General features: G+C 69.3%; 15 protein-coding genes. 10 read left to right on the top strand and 5 right to left on the bottom strand.

The window, feature by feature from the left end; translation table 11 throughout:
• Positions 1-3 precede the first annotated feature (3 nt).
• From GNX95_RS27700 to GNX95_RS27685, 4 genes are read left to right on the top strand one after another with little or no spacing between them, the layout of a single operon-like run.
• A complete protein-coding gene (locus GNX95_RS27700) occupies positions 4-978 on the top strand; it encodes a carbohydrate ABC transporter permease (RefSeq protein WP_163510571.1) in 975 nt (324 codons plus the stop codon).
• Complete coding sequence (locus GNX95_RS27695) at positions 975-1,823, top strand: carbohydrate ABC transporter permease (protein ID WP_163510570.1); 849 nt, start codon at positions 975-977, stop codon at positions 1,821-1,823. The genes GNX95_RS27700 and GNX95_RS27695 overlap by 4 nt, the downstream gene beginning before the upstream one ends.
• Complete coding sequence (locus tag GNX95_RS27690; RefSeq protein ID WP_163510569.1) at positions 1,824-2,849, top strand: hydroxyacid dehydrogenase; 1,026 nt, start codon at positions 1,824-1,826, stop codon at positions 2,847-2,849.
• Positions 2,846-4,672, top strand: coding sequence for a DUF2264 domain-containing protein (locus GNX95_RS27685; protein ID WP_163510568.1), 1,827 nt, complete (start codon positions 2,846-2,848; stop codon positions 4,670-4,672). Before GNX95_RS27690 ends, GNX95_RS27685 begins: the two co-directional genes overlap by 4 nt.
• Here GNX95_RS27685 and GNX95_RS27680 read toward each other — a convergent pair.
• Positions 4,659-5,498 (bottom strand): 3-methyladenine DNA glycosylase, encoded by an 840-nt coding sequence (locus tag GNX95_RS27680; RefSeq protein WP_222854158.1) that lies wholly within the window; start codon positions 5,496-5,498, stop codon positions 4,659-4,661. The genes GNX95_RS27685 and GNX95_RS27680 overlap by 14 nt on opposite strands.
• A 29-nt stretch (positions 5,499-5,527) precedes the next feature.
• Here GNX95_RS27680 and GNX95_RS27675 point away from each other — a divergent pair, with 29 nt between their 5' ends.
• On the top strand, positions 5,528-8,566 hold the full coding sequence (locus GNX95_RS27675) for an AfsR/SARP family transcriptional regulator (protein ID WP_163510567.1): 3,039 nt from the start codon (positions 5,528-5,530) through the stop codon (positions 8,564-8,566).
• On the opposite strand, the gene GNX95_RS27670 is transcribed toward GNX95_RS27675, so the two are convergent.
• On the bottom strand, positions 8,558-9,133 hold the full coding sequence (locus GNX95_RS27670; protein WP_163510566.1) for a TetR/AcrR family transcriptional regulator: 576 nt from the start codon (positions 9,131-9,133) through the stop codon (positions 8,558-8,560). The genes GNX95_RS27675 and GNX95_RS27670 overlap by 9 nt on opposite strands.
• A gap of 77 nt (positions 9,134-9,210) precedes the next feature.
• Here GNX95_RS27670 and GNX95_RS27665 point away from each other — a divergent pair, with 77 nt between their 5' ends.
• On the top strand, positions 9,211-10,656 hold the full coding sequence (locus GNX95_RS27665; protein WP_222854157.1) for a cytochrome P450: 1,446 nt from the start codon (positions 9,211-9,213) through the stop codon (positions 10,654-10,656).
• On the opposite strand, the gene GNX95_RS27660 is transcribed toward GNX95_RS27665, so the two are convergent.
• A complete protein-coding gene (locus GNX95_RS27660) occupies positions 10,605-11,321 on the bottom strand; it encodes a hypothetical protein (RefSeq protein WP_163510564.1) in 717 nt (238 codons plus the stop codon). The two genes, GNX95_RS27665 and GNX95_RS27660, sit on opposite strands and share 52 nt — an antisense overlap.
• A gap of 159 nt (positions 11,322-11,480) precedes the next feature.
• Here GNX95_RS27660 and GNX95_RS27655 point away from each other — a divergent pair, with 159 nt between their 5' ends.
• Complete coding sequence (locus tag GNX95_RS27655) at positions 11,481-12,230, top strand: C1 family peptidase (protein WP_163510563.1); 750 nt, start codon at positions 11,481-11,483, stop codon at positions 12,228-12,230.
• 3 nt (positions 12,231-12,233) lie between these two features.
• Here GNX95_RS27655 and GNX95_RS27650 read toward each other — a convergent pair whose 3' ends face one another.
• Positions 12,234-13,712 (bottom strand): M1 family metallopeptidase, encoded by a 1,479-nt coding sequence (locus tag GNX95_RS27650; protein WP_163510562.1) that lies wholly within the window; start codon positions 13,710-13,712, stop codon positions 12,234-12,236.
• Between the two features lie 456 nt (positions 13,713-14,168).
• Here GNX95_RS27650 and GNX95_RS27645 point away from each other — a divergent pair, with 456 nt between their 5' ends.
• The 3 genes from GNX95_RS27645 to GNX95_RS27635 are packed head-to-tail and all read left to right on the top strand — an operon-like array spanning position 14,169 to position 17,192.
• Positions 14,169-14,960 (top strand): fumarylacetoacetate hydrolase family protein, encoded by a 792-nt coding sequence (locus tag GNX95_RS27645; protein WP_163510561.1) that lies wholly within the window; start codon positions 14,169-14,171, stop codon positions 14,958-14,960.
• Entirely contained in the window at positions 14,950-15,609 is a 660-nt protein-coding gene (locus GNX95_RS27640) for an ABC transporter ATP-binding protein (protein WP_163510560.1), read from the top strand. Before GNX95_RS27645 ends, GNX95_RS27640 begins: the two co-directional genes overlap by 11 nt.
• A complete protein-coding gene (locus tag GNX95_RS27635) occupies positions 15,606-17,192 on the top strand; it encodes a DUF6297 family protein (RefSeq protein ID WP_163510559.1) in 1,587 nt (528 codons plus the stop codon). Before GNX95_RS27640 ends, GNX95_RS27635 begins: the two co-directional genes overlap by 4 nt.
• Before the next feature lie 7 nt (positions 17,193-17,199).
• Here GNX95_RS27635 and GNX95_RS27630 read toward each other — a convergent pair whose 3' ends face one another.
• Entirely contained in the window at positions 17,200-18,423 is a 1,224-nt protein-coding gene (locus tag GNX95_RS27630; RefSeq protein WP_163510558.1) for an FAD-dependent oxidoreductase, read from the bottom strand.
• Positions 18,424-18,441 lie beyond the last annotated feature (18 nt).

Below are 18,441 nucleotides of genomic sequence, written 5' to 3'. Positions count from 1 at the left end.
CCGATGACGACCACGGCGGCGCCACCAACCCTTGCCAGCGAGGCAAAAGTCACCAGGCGGTCGGGTACGCGCCGTCGCTCGCACCGCAACGAACGGCTGGCTTGCGCCACCTTGCTCGGACCCTTCTTCGTCCTTTTCACCATCGTCTTTCTCGTTCCGGTGGCGACCGCGGTGTGGCTGAGCTTCTTCGGCCAGGACGAGCCGGGCCTCGGATTCGGTCCGGAGCACAACATCTTCGTCGGCCTGCGCAGCTACCTCGCGGTCCTCACCGACCCGACCTTCCTCGGCAGCCTCGGCGTGGTTGTCGTCTATTGCCTGCTCTACATCCCGCTGATGCTGGTTGGCGCACTGTTTTTGGCTCTGCTGCTGGACTCTGGCGTGGTGAGACTTCGCGCGTGGGCGCAGCTCGGGCTGTTCGTGCCGCACGCGATCCCGGGCATCATCGCGGCCATCATCTGGCTCTATCTCTACACACCGGGCCTGAGTCCGGTCATCGAGCTGCTCGGCAGGGCCGACATCACCGTCGACTTTCTCGGAGTCCACACGGTTCTGCCGTCGATCGTCAACATCGCCATCTGGAGCAACCTCGGCTACAACATGGTCGTCTTCTACGCGGCTTTGCAGGCGGTGCCGCGCGAGGTGATCGAGGCCGCGGTGGTCGACGGCGCCGGTCCGGTGCGCACGGCGCTGCGGGTCAAGACGCCGCTGGTACGCGCCGCGATCGTGATGGTCGCGATGTTCACCCTGATCTGGGCCCTGCAGCTGTTCACCGAGCCGATGTTGCTCAGCCAGTCCACGCCGATGATCAACACGCGTTTTTCCCCCAGCATGTACATTTTCGACGCGGCGTTCACGCGTAACAACTACGGCCTGGCGGCGGCCGCCGCGGTCGTCCTGTTGGTCTTCACGATCGCCTTGTCATACGGCATCACGAAGTGGACCAACCGCACCGACGCCCGCCAGGAGGTCACCTCGTGAACGCGCTTCGTCCGCGACTGCTCGGTCGTACGGCGGTCAACCTCGTCGTCGGGATCGCCGTGCTTTACACGGTGTTGCCGGTGCTGTGGCTGGTTTTGGCCGCCGCCAAGGACCGCGACGCGTTGTTCGGCAGCAATGTGCTGTCGCTCGGCGACTTCTCGTTTTTCCAGAACCTGGCCGACCTGTTCGCGATGGACGACGGCATCTATGGCCGGTGGTATCTCAACAGCCTGCTTTACGCCGTCGTCGGCGCGGCGATCAGCGCGATGGTGAGCATCGCCGCCGGCTATGCCTTCGACAAGTACGACTTCCGGCACAAGGAAAAACTCTTCGGCCTGGTGCTCTGCGCGGTGATGGTGCCGCAGACCGTGCTGGCGCTGCCGCTCTATCTGATGGCTTCGGCGGCCGGGTTGGTCAACACGTTCTGGGCCGTCTTCATTCCGGTGCTGTTCAACCCGTTCGGCGTGTATCTCGGCCGGATTTTCAGCCAGGGCTATGTCCCCGACGAGGTGCTGGAAGCCGCGCGCGTCGACGGCGCCGGCGAGTTGGCGCGCTATGGCCGGGTCGCGTTGCGGATGCTCGGACCCGGCGTGGTGACGATCTTTCTGTTCCAGCTCACCGCGATCTGGAACAACTTCTTCCTGCCGATGGTGATGCTGTCCGATCAGGACCTCTATCCGGTCAGCCTGGGTCTCTACACCTGGAACAGCCAGGCGACCGTGTCGCCGGAGTATTATCCGGTGGTGGTCATGGGATCCCTGCTCGCTGTGTTGCCGCTGATCGTCGCTTTCCTTATGCTGCAACGTTTCTGGCGGTCCGGCCTGACCGCGGGAGCCGTCAAGTAGATGTCCGTCACGTCAAACGGCCACCGGCCGCGTGCCGCGCTCGCGATGTCGCCAGGTGCCGCCGCGGCGGTCATCGACGACCGCGCGCTCAAAGCATTCGCCGAGTCCTGCGAGTTGCTGCCTGGCCCGATCCTCGACGATTTCGGCACCGCGCACGCGCGCGCTGTCCTTGCCAACGTGGAGGTGTTGATCACCGGTTGGGGTTGTCCGCCGATCGACGCCGAGGTTTTGGCCGCGGCGCCGCGATTACGCGCGGTCGTGCACACCGCCGGCTCGATCCGCGCGCACATCACCGCGGCATGCTGGGATCGCGGCATCGCGGTGTCGTCGGCGGCCGCCGCCAACGCGCTGCCGGTCGCCGAATACACCGTCGCGATGATCCTGCTGACCGGGAAACGCGTTTTCGAGCGCGCACGCGAATATCAGGTCAGGCGAGCGCGCGACAACTGGCTGGCGACACCGCGCGAGGTCGGCAATTTCGGCCGTACGGTGGGGATCCTGTCCGCATCGCTGATCGGCCGGCGGGTCATCGACCTGCTCAGGCCCTACGACCTGCGCGTGCTGCTGCACGATCCGTACGTTTCCACCGAAGACGCGGCCGCGCTTGGCGTGCCACTCGTCGGCCTCGAGGAGCTGTTCCGGACAAGCGATGTCGTCAGCGTGCACACGCCGCTGTTGCCGGCGACGACCGGCCTGGTCAGCCGCGAGCTGATCGCGGCGATGCGGTCGGACGCCGTGCTGGTCAACACCGCTCGCGGCGCGGTCGTCGACCAGGACGCGCTGGCCGAGGCGGCGCAGCAGGGTCGCGTACGCGCCGTCCTGGACGTCACCGATCCGGAGGTGCTGCCGGCCAGCCACCCGCTGTGGGACTGCGACAACGTGCTGATCACGCCACATTTGGCCGGCTCGCAGGGAAACGAGTGGCGGCGGCTGGCCGAGCTGGCCGCCGCCGAGCTGCGCCGCTGGGCCGAGGGAGTCGGCTTCGCTCATCCGGTACGACGCGAAAGGCTGGACCTGACCGCATGAAACTTCCCGCCGAGGACCGGAAACTCAGTCCGCACACCGGTTTCACGCGCGATCACTGGGTCGCCGTGGCGGACGGGCTGCTGGCCGGTGCCTGGCGTTACGCGACACCGCGGGGTGCGTTGCTGGATCTGCCGGGTCCGCCGTCCCGAAGCGGCGTGCGGTCCGACGGCCTGGAAGGCTATGCGCGTACGTTTCTCGCCGCGGCTTTTCGTACGGCTGGCGGCGAAGATCCGCACGGCTGGCTCGGTCGCTACGCTGACGGTCTGGTGGCCGGCACCCGTACGCCCGGCCGTGACGACGCCGAGTCGTGGCCGCTGATCCTGGATCATTCCGTGCAGGGACAGCCAATGGTCGAGTCCGCGTCGGTCGCGCTCGGCCTTCGGCTGACCCGGCCGTGGCTGTGGGACAAGCTGGACAGTGGGGCGCAGGACCGCGCCGAGGAATGGCTGCGGGGCTCGATCCGGCACGTGCCGGCGCCGAACAACTGGTATCTGTTTCCGTTCACGGTGGCCGGTTTCCTGGAGTCGGTCGGTCGCGGAGACGCCGACACCGCACGGTCGCGCGAGCGTGCCCTGGAGCTGATGGAGACCTGGTATCGCGGCGACGGCTGGTATGCCGACGGCGACGGGCGCGCATTCGACCATTACAACGGCTGGGCCCTGCATCTCTATCCGGTGCTGGACGCGTTTCTGGCCGGCCAGAGCACGCCGTACGGTGACCGGCTGCGCGAGCACCTGAGGAGTTTTTCCTTGATGTTCGGTGCGGATGGCGCGCCGATGCATTATGGCCGGTCACTGACCTACCGTTTTGCCGCAGCAGCTGGTGTCGCGCTTGGTGCGGTCACCGGCGACACCCCACTCAGTCCGGCGGCCTCTCGGCGGTTGATCAGCGGATCTTTACGGTATTTCCTCGATCGCGGATCGGCGGCCGGCGACGTGCTGAGCCTTGGCTGGCATGGTACGCACGCGCCGACGCTGCAGGATTACTCCGGTCCCGGCTCGCCTTACTGGGCCTCGAAAGCCTTCGTCTGCCTGCTCGCCGCCGCCGACCATCCACTGTGGACGGAGCCGGAGCCCTCCAGCGACGGCGCCGACCGGGTGTTGGCCGTGCCGGCGCCGGGTTTTCTGTTGCAGAGCACGCAGGCCGACGGGATCGTACGGCTGCACAACCACGGCAGCGACCACGTGCGGCCGCAGGAAGGCGAGTCGGCGGCCGACGACGACCCGCATTATGGCCGGCTGGCGTATTCGACGCGGACCGGGCCGACCTCGAAGGTCAACGCGGCGGACAACCACTTTTGCGTCGTGGTGGACGGCGTACGCAGCGTCCGCCGGCGGATCCGGCCGCTCGGAGCCGGAAACGTCGACGACTGGGGGTGGGCCGCGTCCTGGCACCTGCCGGTTTTTGGTGCTGGTCCGTCGATGGTGCCGGGGTTGCGTGTCGAGAGCGTGACGGTCGCGCGAGGCGCGTACGAGCTGCGTGTCCATCGGGTCGTCGGTGCGCCGCACGGCGCGCGTTTCGAGCAGACCGGCTGGGCGGTCGGACCTGAGGAGTCGCTGGTGTCCGCGCTGCTTCCGTTGCATGGCTGGGAAACGCAGGACGAGGTGCGTGCACCGCACGGCACGGCGTACACACCATGGGCGGTCATGCCGCGGCTGTCGTCCGGCCGGACCGGCATCTTCGTCGCGTTGGCCAGTCTTTCCACTGAAAACTCGTTGGCCGGTGCGGTGTCCGACGTGGTCGTCGAGGACACGACGGTCCAGGTCCGCTGGAGCGACGCGGCCGAGACGCGCGTGTGCTTCGACCCGTTCAGGGTGAGCTGAGCCGGATCAGCTCCTCGCGCAGTGGCACGGCTCGCTCGGCGAGCGCGGCCTGCGCCTGCGCGTATGCGCGGCGGCCGGCCGGCGTCTCGATCGGCACCGGCTGATAGCCGAAGGCGCTCAGGTCGTACGGCGACGCGCGCATGTCCAGCTCGCGAGCGTCCAGCGCCAGCCGAAAACAGTCGAGCACCAGCTCGCTGGGCACCAGCGGCGTCAGTGTGTACGCCCACTTGTAGAGGTCCATCGTGACGTGCAGGCAGCCCGGCTGCTCGTTGTCCACTGTGGACTCGCGGGTCAGCTGCACCGGGTTGAGTGGCCGCGCTTGCTCGGTGAAGAAACGAAACGCGTCGAAGTGGCTGCAGCACATCGGCAGCTGTTCCACCACCGCGTCGGTGCCGGCAGCGCCGAGCCGCAGCGGCACGTACGCATGACGGCGCTCCGCGGGCTGGCGATAGACCATGGCCCACTCGTGCAGGCCGGAGCAGCCGAAACGCGGCGCGCGACCGGCGGTCGCCTTGAGCAGCCGGTGGACATTCGCCGCCGCCCTCTGCTGCCTTTCCGGCAGCGCCGCTCGCTCGACCGTGACACCGGCATCGGTGCGTACGTAACCGGCCTGCGACAGGAACTCGTCGGCGTTTTCCAGCACCACACCGCTTCCGGCGTGCCAGCGGCGGAGTTTGCTCGGTCGCGGCGAGTAATACGTGAAAAGGAAGTCGAAAACCGGATGTTTCTCGCCGTTTTGTGAGCGTTTGCGGTGCGCGGCGGTGAGGTCGTCGACGGCGGCCTCGTACGCGGCGCGGCGGTCGCGCCACTGCAGCTCCGTCACCATCCGCACTCCACCAATCGTATGGTGACGACATGCGGTTTGGCGTGCTGGGGCCGGTGACGGCGTGGACCGACCGGGGTGAGCAGGTGGCGATCCCCGGTGCGAAGGTGCGCGCGCTGCTCGCCGTCCTGCTCAGCGAGGAAGGCCGCGCGGTGACCGCCGACCGGCTCATCGACGACCTGTGGGGCGAGCGGGCGCCGAGCAATCCGGCAGCCGCGCTCGCCGTCAAGGTGTCGCAGCTGCGTCGCGCGCTGGAGGACGCCGAAGCTGGCGGCAAGTCGCTCGTCACGTCTGGTCCGGCCGGCTATGCGCTGCGGACCGACGCCGTCGACGCGTACGATTTCCGTGATCTGGCAACGAAAGCCGAGCAGGCCGACGACCTCAGAACGAAGGCGAAGCTGCTCGGCGACGCGTTGGCGCTGTGGCGTGGCGGCGCGTATGCGGACGTCGCCGACGAGACCTTCGCGCAGCCGGTGATCGCCCGGCTCGCCGAGCAGCGGCTGGCCGCGTACGAGGAACACGCCGAGGTGCGGCTTGAGCTGGGCGAACACACGGCGTTGGCCGGCGAGCTCGGTGGCCTGCTGGCCAGTCATCCGCTGCGCGAGCGGCTGCGCGCGGCGCACATGCGCGCGCTCTATCGCGCCGGCCGGCAGACCGAGGCGCTGGACAGCTTCCAGCAGCTCAGCGACCAGTTGGCGGAGGAGCTTGGGCTGGATCCGAGTCAGGCGCTGGTGGCGTTGCGGCAGGCGATCCTGACGCAGGACGCGTCGCTGGCCGCGCCCGAACGGCACGGCAACCTGCCGCCGGCCCGTACGGACCTGATCGGCCGCGACGCGGCGCGCTCCGAAATCCTCGCCGAGTTGCGAAAACACCGCCTCGTCACGCTCACCGGGCCTGGCGGAGTCGGCAAGACCGGCCTCGCGCTGGCGGTGGCCCGCGAGCACGGAAACGCCTGGCTGGTCGAGCTCGCCGGCCAGCGGGGTCGGCTCGCCGACGCGGCGCTGGCAGCGCTTGGCGTGCGCGAGACGCCGGGGGAGAGCGACCCGCTCGCGAGCGCGCTGCGCCATCGCAAGCTGCTCCTGGTGATCGACAACTGCGAGCACGTCATCGACGAGGCCGCCGAGCTGGTCGACCGGTTGCTGCACGTCGCGCCGGACGTACGCGTGCTGGCGACCAGCCGCGAGCCGCTCGCCGTCGCCGGCGAGGTCGTCTGGACCGTGCCTGCGCTGGAGGAGCCGGACGCGGCGCGGCTTTTCGCCGCTCGCGCGCCAAGAGACGCGGCGCTGGACCAGGCGGCGGTCGCCGAGCTGTGTCGCCGGCTGGACGGACTGCCGCTCGCGCTGGAGCTGGCGGCCACCCGGGTCGCCGCGCTCGGCGTACGCGGACTGCTCGACCGCCTCGACGACCGTTTCCGTTTGCTCGGTGGAAAACTTCGCGGCCAGCCGGCGCGGCAGCAGACGTTGTCAGCGGTCATCGACTGGAGCTGGCAGCTGTTGTCCGAGCCGGAGCGGATCGTGTTGCGGCGCCTGGCGATCCACGCCGATGGTTGTACGGCCGAGGCCGCCGAGGCGGTCGCCGGCCGGCCCGACACGCTCGACCTGCTGACCCGCCTGGTCGACCGCAGCATGGTCGTCGCGGTGCACGGCGAACGGGGGCCGCGCTATCGCCTGCTGGAGTCGGTCGCCGCCTACAGCCTCGACCGCCTCCGCGATGCCGGCGAGCTCGCCGACGTAGGCCGGCGGCACCAGGACCACTGTCTGGCGCTCGCCGAGGCGGCCGAGCTGCGCGGCCCTGAGCAGCGCGAATGGCTCCTGCGGCTGGATGCCGAGGTGGCCAACCTGCGGCTGGCGCTGCAGGGCGCGGTGGCCGACGGCCGGGCGGAGGTGGCGCTGCGGCTGGCGTACGCGCTGACCTGGTACTGGTATCTGCGTGGCCGGCTGGCCGAGGCGCACCGGTCGCTCGGCGAGGCGTTGTCCGTCGACGGCGGCGATCCGGCGCTGATCGATCGCTGTGCCGCCTGGCACGCCGGAATGGCTTTGCTGGAAGGAAAAGACACGCGCTGGCGGGACCTGCCGGCGAGCGGACCGCGCGAGGCCTGGTTTCTGGCCGAGGCCGGCAGCGACCTCGGTGACATCGAGGCGACGGAAGCGTTGCTGGACAAGGCAAACGCCGGTTTCGCCGAGGCCGGCGATCGCTGGGGTCAGGCCTGCGCGTTGCTCACCAAGGCGAAACTGGCGCACATCCGCGGCGATGTCGCGGCGTTGCGCGCGGCGGCCGAGCGGAGTGCGCGCGCGTTTGGCCAGATCGGCGACCTGTGGGGTGAGCTGCGAGCCAACGAGTGGCTGGCCGGCCACGCCGAGATGACCGGCGACTACCGGCGGGCCGTACGACTGCATCGCGAGGCTCTGCCGATCGCCGAGTCGCTCGATCTCGGACCGGAGATCGCCATGCGGCTGGCCTGGCTCGGTTGGATCGCCATGCAGGAAGGCCGTTTCGCCGAAGGCGTCGAGCAGTGCACGTACGCGCTGCGGATGGCGCGCGAACATGGTTCGCGGATGGTGCAGACGATGGCGGAGACCGGGCTCGGCTATGCGGCCCGGCGCAGGGGCGACCTCGAGCTGGCGGAGCGGCATCTCGGCCGGCTGGTGGACGAGGCGCGGCGGCAGGCGGTCGACGGCGATGTGCCGCTGCACCTGTCGATGCTGCTGGTCGAGTCGGGTTTCCTTGCCGAGCAACGAGGCGATGCCGCGCTGGCGCGTACGTTGCAGCTGGAAGCCTTTGATCTCGCCGAAAAGCTGGACGCCGATCGCGACCGGGTCGGCTGCCTGGAAGGCCTGGCCGGCGCTTGCGCGCTGGCCGGCGACAGCGGTGGCGCCGCGGAGTTGCTCGGTGCCGCTGCCGCGTTGCGAAAAGCGATGTCGCTGCCGCCGGGTCCGTCGGAGCAGGCCGAGATCGACCGCATCTCGGCGGTCGTACGCGCGTCGGTCGGCGACCTGGGTTTCGACCTCGCGTACGGGCACGGGCAGACGCTCGACGCCGCGACGGCCGTACGCCGGAGGACCTCAGGCTGACGGCAGATTGGCGGCGGCGAGCAGCGCACGTGCACAGATGTCACGGATCTGCGCGCGGTCGACCTCGGGATGGTCGAGCCAGTCCAGGCTCACCGTCGCGACGAACCGGAGCCAGCCGGCGACCGCGATCCGGGTCGCCTCGTCGACCGGCATCCGCTGCCGCAGCGCGTCGAGCAGCCGCGCGCACTGCCTGGCCACCGCCTCCTCGTGCGCCGCGCGGATGTCCTCGTCGGCCGGGATGGCGGTGTTGTGCATGAGCTGGAAGCCGAGGCGGTGCTCGCGGGCATAGTCCAGATACGCGTCGAGGCCGGCGGCGAGTTGTTCGGCCAGTGGCAGCGCCGGATCCGGCTCGGTGAGGCGCAGCAACCGGTCGGCCTCGGTGCGGACGACCGCCGCGTAGAAGTCTTTTTTCGTGGCGAAATAATGGTAGAGCAGGCCGCGCGAGACCTGCGCGATCTCGGCGACCTCCTCGATCCACACCTGCTCGTACGGCCGGCTGGCGAACAGCTCGGCGCCGATGGCGAGCAGCTGTCGCCGGCGCTCCTCGGTGCTGAGCCTGGTCCGCATCCTGGCGACTCTACTTGACATCGGTTCAGTACGAGCGAATGCTGACACTATTGGACCTCGATTCAATAGCGTGAGGGATATCCGTGGACACCTCGAAGCTGCCGCATCCGCCGCGGCGGATCCCGTTGCTCGGTGACTTCGTCGGGGTCGACCTGCGCAGACGGTCGCCGGTGCAGGACACCGTGCGGCTCGGCACCGGTCTGGGTCCGATTTTCACCAGGAAGTTCCTCAACCACGAGATCGTCATCGTCTGCGGCGCCGACCTGGTCGGCGAGCTGTGCGACGAGCGGCGGTTCACCAAGTTCGTCGGCATGGGGCTCCACCAGCTCCGCCGGATCGGCGGCGACGGACTTTTCACCGCGTACAACGACGAACCCAACTGGCAACGCGCGCACGACATCCTGATGCCGGCGTTCACCCAGAAAGCGATGCAGAGCTATCACCCGGTGATGCTCGACGTGGCGCGGCAACTGGTTGGCGCGTGGGACAAACGCGTCGGGGGCGAGCCGGTGGACGTGGCCGCGGACATGACGCGGCTGACGCTGGAGACCATCGGCCGCACCGGTTTCGGTTATTCCTTTGGCTCTTTCCAGCGCGACGAGCCGCATCCGTACGTGTCGGCCATGGTCGGCGCGCTCAGCTACGCGCAGCAGCAGGTGTTCCGGCTCCCGGTGGTGGGTTCTTTGTTGAGCCGTAAGGCCGACCGGCAGCACGAGACCGACGTGGCGACCATGAACGCGCTGGTGGACGACGTGATCGCGGAGCGTACGAAGGCGGCCGTGACCGACACCAGCGACCTGCTCGGCATGATGCTGACCGTGCGGCATCCGGAGACCGGCGAGCGGCTCGACCCGATCAACATCCGCTATCAGGTGCACACTTTTCTGGTCGCCGGCCACGAAACCACCTCCGGTGCGTTGTCGTTCGCGCTCTACTACCTGACCCGCCATCCGGAGGCTTTGGCGCAGGCGCGGGCCGAAGTGGACCGCGTCTGGGGCGACGACCCGGATCCGGCGCCGGCTTTCCAGCAGGTGACCAAGCTGCGATACGTACGCCGCGCGCTCGACGAGGCGCTGCGGCTGTGGCCGACCGCGCCGGCGTTTTTCCGTGAGGCACGCGAAGACGTGTTGCTCGGCGGCCGTTACCAGATGCGCAAGGGCGACTTCGTCATCGTCCCGCTTCCGTTGCTGCATCGCGATCCGGCCGTGTGGGGTCCGGACCCGGAGGCGTACGACCCGGACCGTTTCGCACCAGGCCGAGCCAAAGAACGGCCGCCGCACGCGTACAAGCCTTTCGGCACCGGCGAACGCGCGTGCATCGGCCGCCAGTTTGCCATCCACGAGGCGACCCTGGTGCTCGGCATGTTGTTGCACCGCTATGAGATGACACCGGATCCGGACTATCGGCTGCGGGTCACCGAACTGCTGACCGTCAAGCCGCGCGGATTCACGCTTTCCTTGCGGCGGCGCGATCAGTCGGCGTCGCTGAGGCCGCGCAGCTCTTCGGTGAGCTCGGTGAGCTGACCGGTCGCGTACGCGTCGCGGACCGCTCCGGCCAGCAGCTCGGCCTCCGGATTTTCTGGTCGTACGGCCAGTTTCCGGTCGGCCACCGCGAGCTCGTCGGCATAGCAGGCCAACGCGGCGACGCGTGCCTCCAAGGCTTCCAGCGCCGGCGGCAGGCTGGTTTCGGTGAGCAGGTAGGCGCGGCGGTCGATGTCGGTCAGCTCGGCGGCCAGGTCGAGCCGCAGCCGGTGCTCGTCGAGCGCCGGAGTTGGCCAGCTGCGGCTGGAAACAATCCGGTCGACCGCGTCGCAGGCGACCGCCACCAGCCGGCGTTGCGGCCCGGCGCAATTCCGCGCGTTCCACGGCTGCTCGCTCTGCCAGCTGGTGGAGGCCACGTAGGCTCCGCACTGGCTGGCCGACAGGCGCAGCGGATCCGTTCGTACGTAATGGAAAACGGCGACGGTCGCGGCGAAGGCGAGCAGCACCGCGTACCAGCCGAGGACCAGGCTGGCGGCCAGCGCCGCGACGAGTGTGGCGCCGGCCAGGCCGATCCACCGGCGCCGGCGCGGATGGTCACGCCCGACCGGCGCCAGGCCGGCCGCGATCCGCGCGGCGATCGTGCCGGCCACCCGCGCCGGCGGCTCGGTCAGCGGCCGCGCGGCGCGCAGGCTCGGTGGACTGTCCACGTCAACTCCAGCGGTTGGCGCACTTTCGGGCAGGATACCGGGCTCGGCCGGACACCGCTGTGCCGTATCCCCCGGCGTCAGCGCGCTCGAGTTTCACACTGAGTGCTCCGCACATCTCAACCCGTATTCAAGATTCTTTTCCTTTTACGGAGGTGTCCGATGCCGAGTTATGGCTGGATTCCCGACCTTCCCGATTTCCGGGACCTGCGCTATGCCGCGCCGGCGGCCACGCTCGCCGCGCTGCCGGCCAGCGTCGACCTGCGCGAGCACTGTCCGGCCGTGTACGACCAGGGAAAGCTGGGATCCTGCACGGCCAACGCGATCGGCGGTGCGCTGCAGTTTGACCAGATCAAGCAGAAAGAAAAGGATTTCGTGCCGTCGCGGCTGTTCGTCTACTACTGCGAGCGCGAGGTCGAGGGGACCATCGACAGCGACAGCGGCGCGATGATCCGCGACGGCATCAAATGTGTCAACCGGCTCGGTGCGCCGCCGGAGGAGGACTGGGCCTACGACATCGGAAAGTTCACCCAGAAGCCGCCGAAACGCGCGTACGACGAGGCTTCGTTGCACCAGTCGCTGAAATACCAGCGGTTGAGCCAACAGGCGGACCAGCTCAAAGGCTGCCTGGCCGCCGGCTATCCGTTCGTCTTCGGCTTCAGCGTCTACGAGAGCTTCGAGTCGGCCGAGGTGGCCCGGACCGGCGACGCGCCGATGCCGGGCCACGACGAGAAGCTGCTCGGCGGTCACGCCGTACTCGCCGTCGGCTATGACGACGCGACCGGCCGGTTCCTGGTCCGCAACTCCTGGGGTGAGGGCTGGGGCGATCACGGATATTTCACCCTGCCGTACGACTATCTGACCGACGCTGGGCTCGCCGACGACTTCTGGGTGATCCAGACCGTCGAGTGACCGTCAGCGGCGCGGCAGCGACCGCTGCTGCGCCGCCTTGGGTGCCGCCGGTTTGTAGTCCGGCGGGAAGCCGTTTTCCACCGTCGGCGCGGGTTTCTCGCCGGTGAACAGCCAGACCTGGAAGAAGTGCCGCAGGTCCTGCTTGGCGACTTTCGAGGCCAGCGCGACGAAATCCTCGATGCGCGCGTTGCCATAGCGGTGCTTGACGACCCAGCTCCGGATGATCCGGAAGAAGGTCGCGTCACCGACCCGGTTGCGCAGCGCCTGCGCGACCATCGCGCCACGGTCGTACACGGGACCGTCGAACTCGTGGTGCGCGCCGGGCTCGCCGATCACCATCGACCAGAAGGAATCGTTGGCCGGCTTTGCGTAGAGCGCGTCGAACTCCTGCTGCCCGGTCTTTCCGGCGTGCTGCTCGGACCACAGCCACTCCGAGAACGAGGCGAAACCCTCGTTGAGCCACATGTCCCGCCAGTGGTGTACGGACACGCTGTCGCCGAACCACTGATGCGCGTTTTCGTGCACCACAACGGAAATGTTGTCGCGACCGCCGCGCCAGAAGGCCGTGTCGTACACCGGCCGCGTCTGATCCTCCAGTGCGTAGCCGATCTCGCCGTCCGGCACGACACCGCCGATCGCGTCGAACGGATAACGTCCCCACTGCTTGCTCAGCCAGTCGACCACCTCGCCGGTCTGTGCGAGGTTTTTCTTCGCCGCGGTGTATTCGGGCGAGGTCCCTTGCGCGACGGCGGTGGTGTATGGCAGGCCGGAAGCGGACCGGCCGGAGAGCACGTCGTACCTGCCGATCGCCATGAACGCCAGATAGGTGGCCTGCGGCAGCTTCTCCACCCAGGTCCACGTGGTGTCCGCGCCAGTGGTCTGCTTCGACACCAGGTTTCCGTTGCTGAGCGCGGAAAGATCGCTCGGTGCGGTGATGGCGACCCGATACGTCGCCTTGTCCAGCGGATGGTCGTTGGCCGGGAACCACCAGGCCGACGCCTCCGGCTCGCCCAGGCCGACCGCGCCGGTGGGCGTGGTGACCCATGGCGTGCTGGTGGTGCCGGGGATGGTCACCTTGCTCGGCGTGCCGGAATATTCCACCGTCACAACGAAAGGAGCGTGCCGGTGCAGCGGACGGCTTGGCGTCACGATCAGCTCGAAGCCGTCCGTACGCGTCTGCGCCGGCCGGCCGTCGACGGTGACCTTGCTCGCGGTGAGGCCGAAATCCAGGTCGAAGCTGGACAGGTCCTGGGTGGCGGTGGCGACCAGCGTGGTCGTGCCGGTCAGCTTCTTGCTGTCCGGCTGGTAGCGGACGCCGATGTCGTACGACTTGACGTCGTAACCGCCATTGCCGTACGTGGGGTAGTAGGGGTCGCCGATGCCCGGCGCGCCCGGCGTCGGCGCGGCGGTGACGGCGACCGGCGCCAGCAGGACCGCCGCGCTGGTCATGGCGGTGGTCAGCAGGAACTTCGTGCGGAGCATCCAGTCTCCTTACCTCTGATGGTCCCAGGCGACCCTATACGCTCGGAATGTCCGCATGGCCCCATGCGTGCAGCCAGCGCACGCATGGAGGCCTTGCTTGCACCGAGGCTGTTACCGAACCACAGCAAGCAGAGCCGGCAGTCACACCGCCGACGCGACGGGCTTCCCGACTCGCGGCTGTCCGGTTTGTTCGTTCGCCGACGGGGGAGAACGAACAAACCGGACCACCCCACAAACCCAACCGCACCGCGGCACCCAACCCGACCACCAACCAAACCCGCGCCCTCCCCTTGAGGTCGCCCGCCGCGAAGGCGCCACCACCCATCCAAACGCAACAATCAGAAAACCCGACCCCGACAACCGGCAAGCGTGAAACCCGAGTCCAGTGCACGTATGGCGGCCGTGCGGCCAGTCCCTACGAAAGCCGCAGGCAGCGCGTGCGTACGCTGCTGTTCCATGAGGATTGCGCGCTTCGCTCACCAGAGCGGGATGTCGTTCGGGGTCATCGAGGGGGAGAGCGGGGCTGGCCAGGAGGCGTGGACGGTCGCCGAGATCGACGGCCATCCGTTCGGTCAGATCGCCTTCACCGGCCAGAGATGGGCCATGGGGGACGTACGCCTGGTCGCTCCGATCCTGCCGAGCAAGGTCGTCTGCGTCGGCCGCAACTACGCCGCGCATGCCGCCGAGCTGGGCAACGAGGTGCCGAAGGAGCCGTTGCTCTTCCTTAAGCCGTCGACCTCGATCATCGGCCCCGGCGACGCGATCCGGCTGCCGGTGCAGTCCAAGCGGGTCGAGCACGAGGCCGAGCTGGCGGTGGTGATCGGCGTGCCAGGAGCGCGGATGACCAGCCGTGAGGACGCGATGAAGTCGGTCTTCGGCTACACGGTCGCCAACGACGTCACCGCGCGGGACCTGCAGCGCAGCGACGGCCAGTGGACCAGGGCCAAAGGCTTCGACTCCTTCTGTCCGCTCGGTCCGTGGATCGACACCACGCTCGATCCCGCCGACCTGCGGGTCACCGCGACCGTCGACGGCGAGGTGAAGCAGGACGGGCGTACGAGCCAGTTCATCTTCGACATCGCCACCCTCATCGCGTACGTCTCCTCGGTGATGACGCTGCTGCCGGGCGACGTGCTGCTGACCGGTACGCCGGCCGGCGTCGGGCCGATCGAGGCCGGCCAGAAGGTGACGGTCGCGGTCGACGGCCTCGGCGAGCTGACCAACCCGGTCGTCTCCCATGACCAGTAAGCCGAGGAAAGCGCCGGCCGCCATCGAGGCGAGCGGCGTCGTCATCGCCTTCGGCGGCACGCCGGTGCTGGACGGTGTGAGCGTCAAGGTCAACTACGGCCAGGCGGTGTCGCTGGTCGGCCGCAACGGCAGCGGCAAGTCGACGCTGCTGCGCGCCATCGGCGGCCTGCTCAAGCCGGACGCCGGCACCGTACGCATCGCCGGCGTCGAGCCGAGCCGTGCCGGTCCGCAGCTGTGGCGTGACGTGGTCATGCTGCTCGGCGACGAGGCCTGGTATCCCGACCTCACCGTCATCGAGCATCTGCAGCTGCTCCGCGCCGTACACGCGCCGGTCCCCGGCGACATCCCCGAGCCGGCCGACCTGCTGGAGGCGATGGGGTTGACCGAGCGCGCGGACGTCGTGCCGGCCGTGCTGTCGTCCGGACAGCGGCAGCGGCTGATGCTCGCCGCCGCGCTCTGCCGGCCGTCCAAGGTGCTGATGCTCGACGAGCCGGAGCAGCGCCTGGACACCGACATTCGGCCGGTGCTGGCCGAGCTGCTGCGCGAGCGAGTCGACGCCGGTGCCGCGTTGTTGTTGGCCAGCCACGACAAGACGCTGATCGACGGTGTCGGCGCGCGCGTACGGTCGCTGGACAAGGTGCCGGAGTGACGACCGTCGACGTACCAGCCGCCGCTGCGGTGTCGGCGCGGCAGATCCGCCGCCAGATCCGCGACTACCAAAACGAGCAGCGGTCGATCGTCAAGATCGCCGGCGCGATCTACTACGCGATCGTCGTCGTGGCCATCGCGCTCGGTGTCTTCGGACAGCCGATCTTCGGCTTCTTCGGCGTCGTCCTGAGCGGTACGACCGCGGCTGCCGGCGTCGCGCGCGCGTACTCCTCCGTCGTGGCTCCGGCGGCGACGCTGGCGCTGGTCGGTGCGACGCTGCGCGTACTGCTGCGGATCGGTCCGGTCTGGCTGCCGGCGGTCGAGGTCGCCTGGCTGCTGCGCGCGCCGGTCCGCCGCGCCGGCCTGTTCCTCGCGCGGCTGCTGGCGGCCGCGATCGTGACCGCGCTTTTCATGGGTACGGTCGCGAGCATCGTCGCGGCCGTCTCGCCGCCGATCACCGCGATCGGCCTGGTGGCCGTCTGCGCGCTCGGCGTCGCGACCGGTCTCCTGCTGGTCGCGGTGGGCGTGCTGCTGCAGTTCGCGGGCGAGACCGCCGAGCGAATCGGTGGCGTCGTCGGTGGCGTGCTGGCCGGTCTCGGGGTGATCGCCTCCGCGACCATCCTGGTGCCGTCGACCTCGGTCATCGCGGCCGTTCGCGACGTACTGGACTGGTCGGGGCCGTGGGGTTGGTTCGCGCTCGCCGGCCATGGTGGTGCGCTGGCCATCGGCGGCCTTGGCGCGGCCGTTGTGCTCGCGGTGGCGGCGATTGTCGCGCTGGTGTTCGCGTTGCCCCGCGTACGGCTCGGTGCGGTCGCCGACGCCTCGGCGCGTACGGCCATCATCGTCGGCGCCGCGACCGTGCTCGACCCTGGTGCGTTGGCGCCCGCGGCCGAGGCGCGGCGGGTCGGCCGGCGCCGGCCGCGCGGCCGGTTGCCGAAGTGGCGCGGCCTGCCGGCTTTCATCGGCCAGGACCTGTTGGTGCTGCGCCGGCGGCTCGACCGAGCGGCGGCGGCCGTCGTGATCGCGCTCGGTCCGGGGTTGGCGCTGGCGCTGACCGGCGGTGGCCGCGCGTCGGCCATCTTCGCCGGCCTGGTGCTGCTGATCTGCGGCACCTGGGCCGCTGGCCTGACCACCGGTCCGGCCGGCCGCGAGGCCAACGCGGCCGGTCTGTCCCGGCTGCTGGCGATGCCGGCTGGTCAGCTGCGTACGGTCAGGCTGGTGCTGCCGATCGTCGTGGCGGTGCTGTGGGGACTGGCGACCTTCGCCGTACTCGGCGCCTCCTTCTCCGGGTCGATGCTGATGTGGCTGGGGCTCGGAGTGGTCGCCGCGCCGGGGTGGGCTGTCGGTGCGCTGCGCGCGGCCAGCCGTGGACCGGTGCGCAACGACCTGCCCGTACTCTCCACGCCGATGGGCCTGATCCCGACCGGTCCGCTGGTGTGGCTGGCGTCCGGCCTCGACCTGGCCGCTCTGTTGACGCTGCCGGCCTGGGTCGCCGTCGGTCTCGGCACGGTCAACTCGCAGCTGCTGCTCGGCCAGCTGGTCTTCTCGGTCGCCGGCGCCATCCTCTACGCCCGCCGCCCCTAGTTCGAGGCTAGGCGGCGTGGGTGGCGGGGGAGCGTCGCGCGTACGACGGGATGTGCTCCGGCCGCACGCCGACGCCGACGAACTGCGCAGGCAGCCGCTGCAGGAACGAGAAGCGTGAGATCACCCGCGCCGGCGCCGGCGGGTTGTCGCCGAGCCGGCCGGACAGCGCCGCCTCGACCGCGACGCGGTGCATCATCCGCTGTACGTCCTGCGTGACGATCGTCGGCAGCTCGCGCCGCCGTTGCACCTTCGCGAGATCGTCGGTCGTCACGTCACCGCGGCGCAGCGGACCGGCCAGGATCCTGGCCGCCGCGACCGCGTCCTGCACGGCGAGGTTGATGCCGACGCCACCCATCGGTGACATGGCGTGCGCGGCGTCGCCGATCGCCAGCAACCCCTCCGCGTGCCAGGTCTTCAACCGGTTGAGCCGTACGTCCAGGAACTTCACGTCGTCCCAGCCGCCGATCGTGTCCAGCCGGCCCCGCGTCCACGGCAGCAGGTCCTCGACGATCGCGAGGAAACGCGGCAGGCCCTGCGCACGCAGCTCGGCGTCCTTGCCTTTCGGCAGCAGATAGGCGGCCTGGTAGTAGTCGCCGCGGTCGAACGCCACGATCGCGTGGCCGCGGTTGAACGTCATTACGCCGCCGGCCACGTCCGCGTCGGCGCGCGGCAGGCGAAACCACCACACGTCCATCGGCACCGCGTACTCGATCTTCTCCATGTCGCCGGCGCGCAGCTTCGAGTGCCGTCCGTCCGCGGCGACGGTCAGCCGGGCGCGCATGTCGCCGGCCGTCGTCCGTACGCCGGCGACCCTGCCGTCCTCGACGATCAGGTCGGTCGCCGCGGTGTTCATGTGCAGGTGGAAGGTCGGTTCCGTACGCGCCTCGTCGGCGAGCAGGTCGAGCAGGTCCCACTGCGGCACCATCGCGATGTGCTTGTGCGCCGAGTTGGTCAGCGAGAAGTCGGCCAGCGTCGCCGTCTCGCCGCCGAAGACCAGGCTCATCCGCTCCATCAGCCGGTGCGGCATCGCCGCGAACCGTGCGCCGAGCCCCAGCTCGTCCAACAACGTGAGGGTCGACGCGTGCACGGTGTCGCCACGGAAGTCGCGCAGGAAGTCGCCGTGCTTCTCCAACACGGCCACCTCCACACCGGCTCGCGCGAGCAGGAGACCAAGCATCATGCCGGCCGGTCCGCCGCCGACAACGACGCAGTCGAGCGGTTTGCTGTTCATGGTGCAACCCCTCTCGAT

Origin of the sequence: Fodinicola acaciae, from assembly GCF_010993745.1 — a bacterium.
In the GTDB taxonomy this organism is placed as follows: Bacteria; Actinomycetota; Actinomycetes; order Mycobacteriales; family HKI-0501; genus Fodinicola; species Fodinicola acaciae.
The sequence above is the reverse complement of the archived record's forward strand: the minus strand, read 5'-3'. Positions and strand labels throughout refer to the sequence as shown.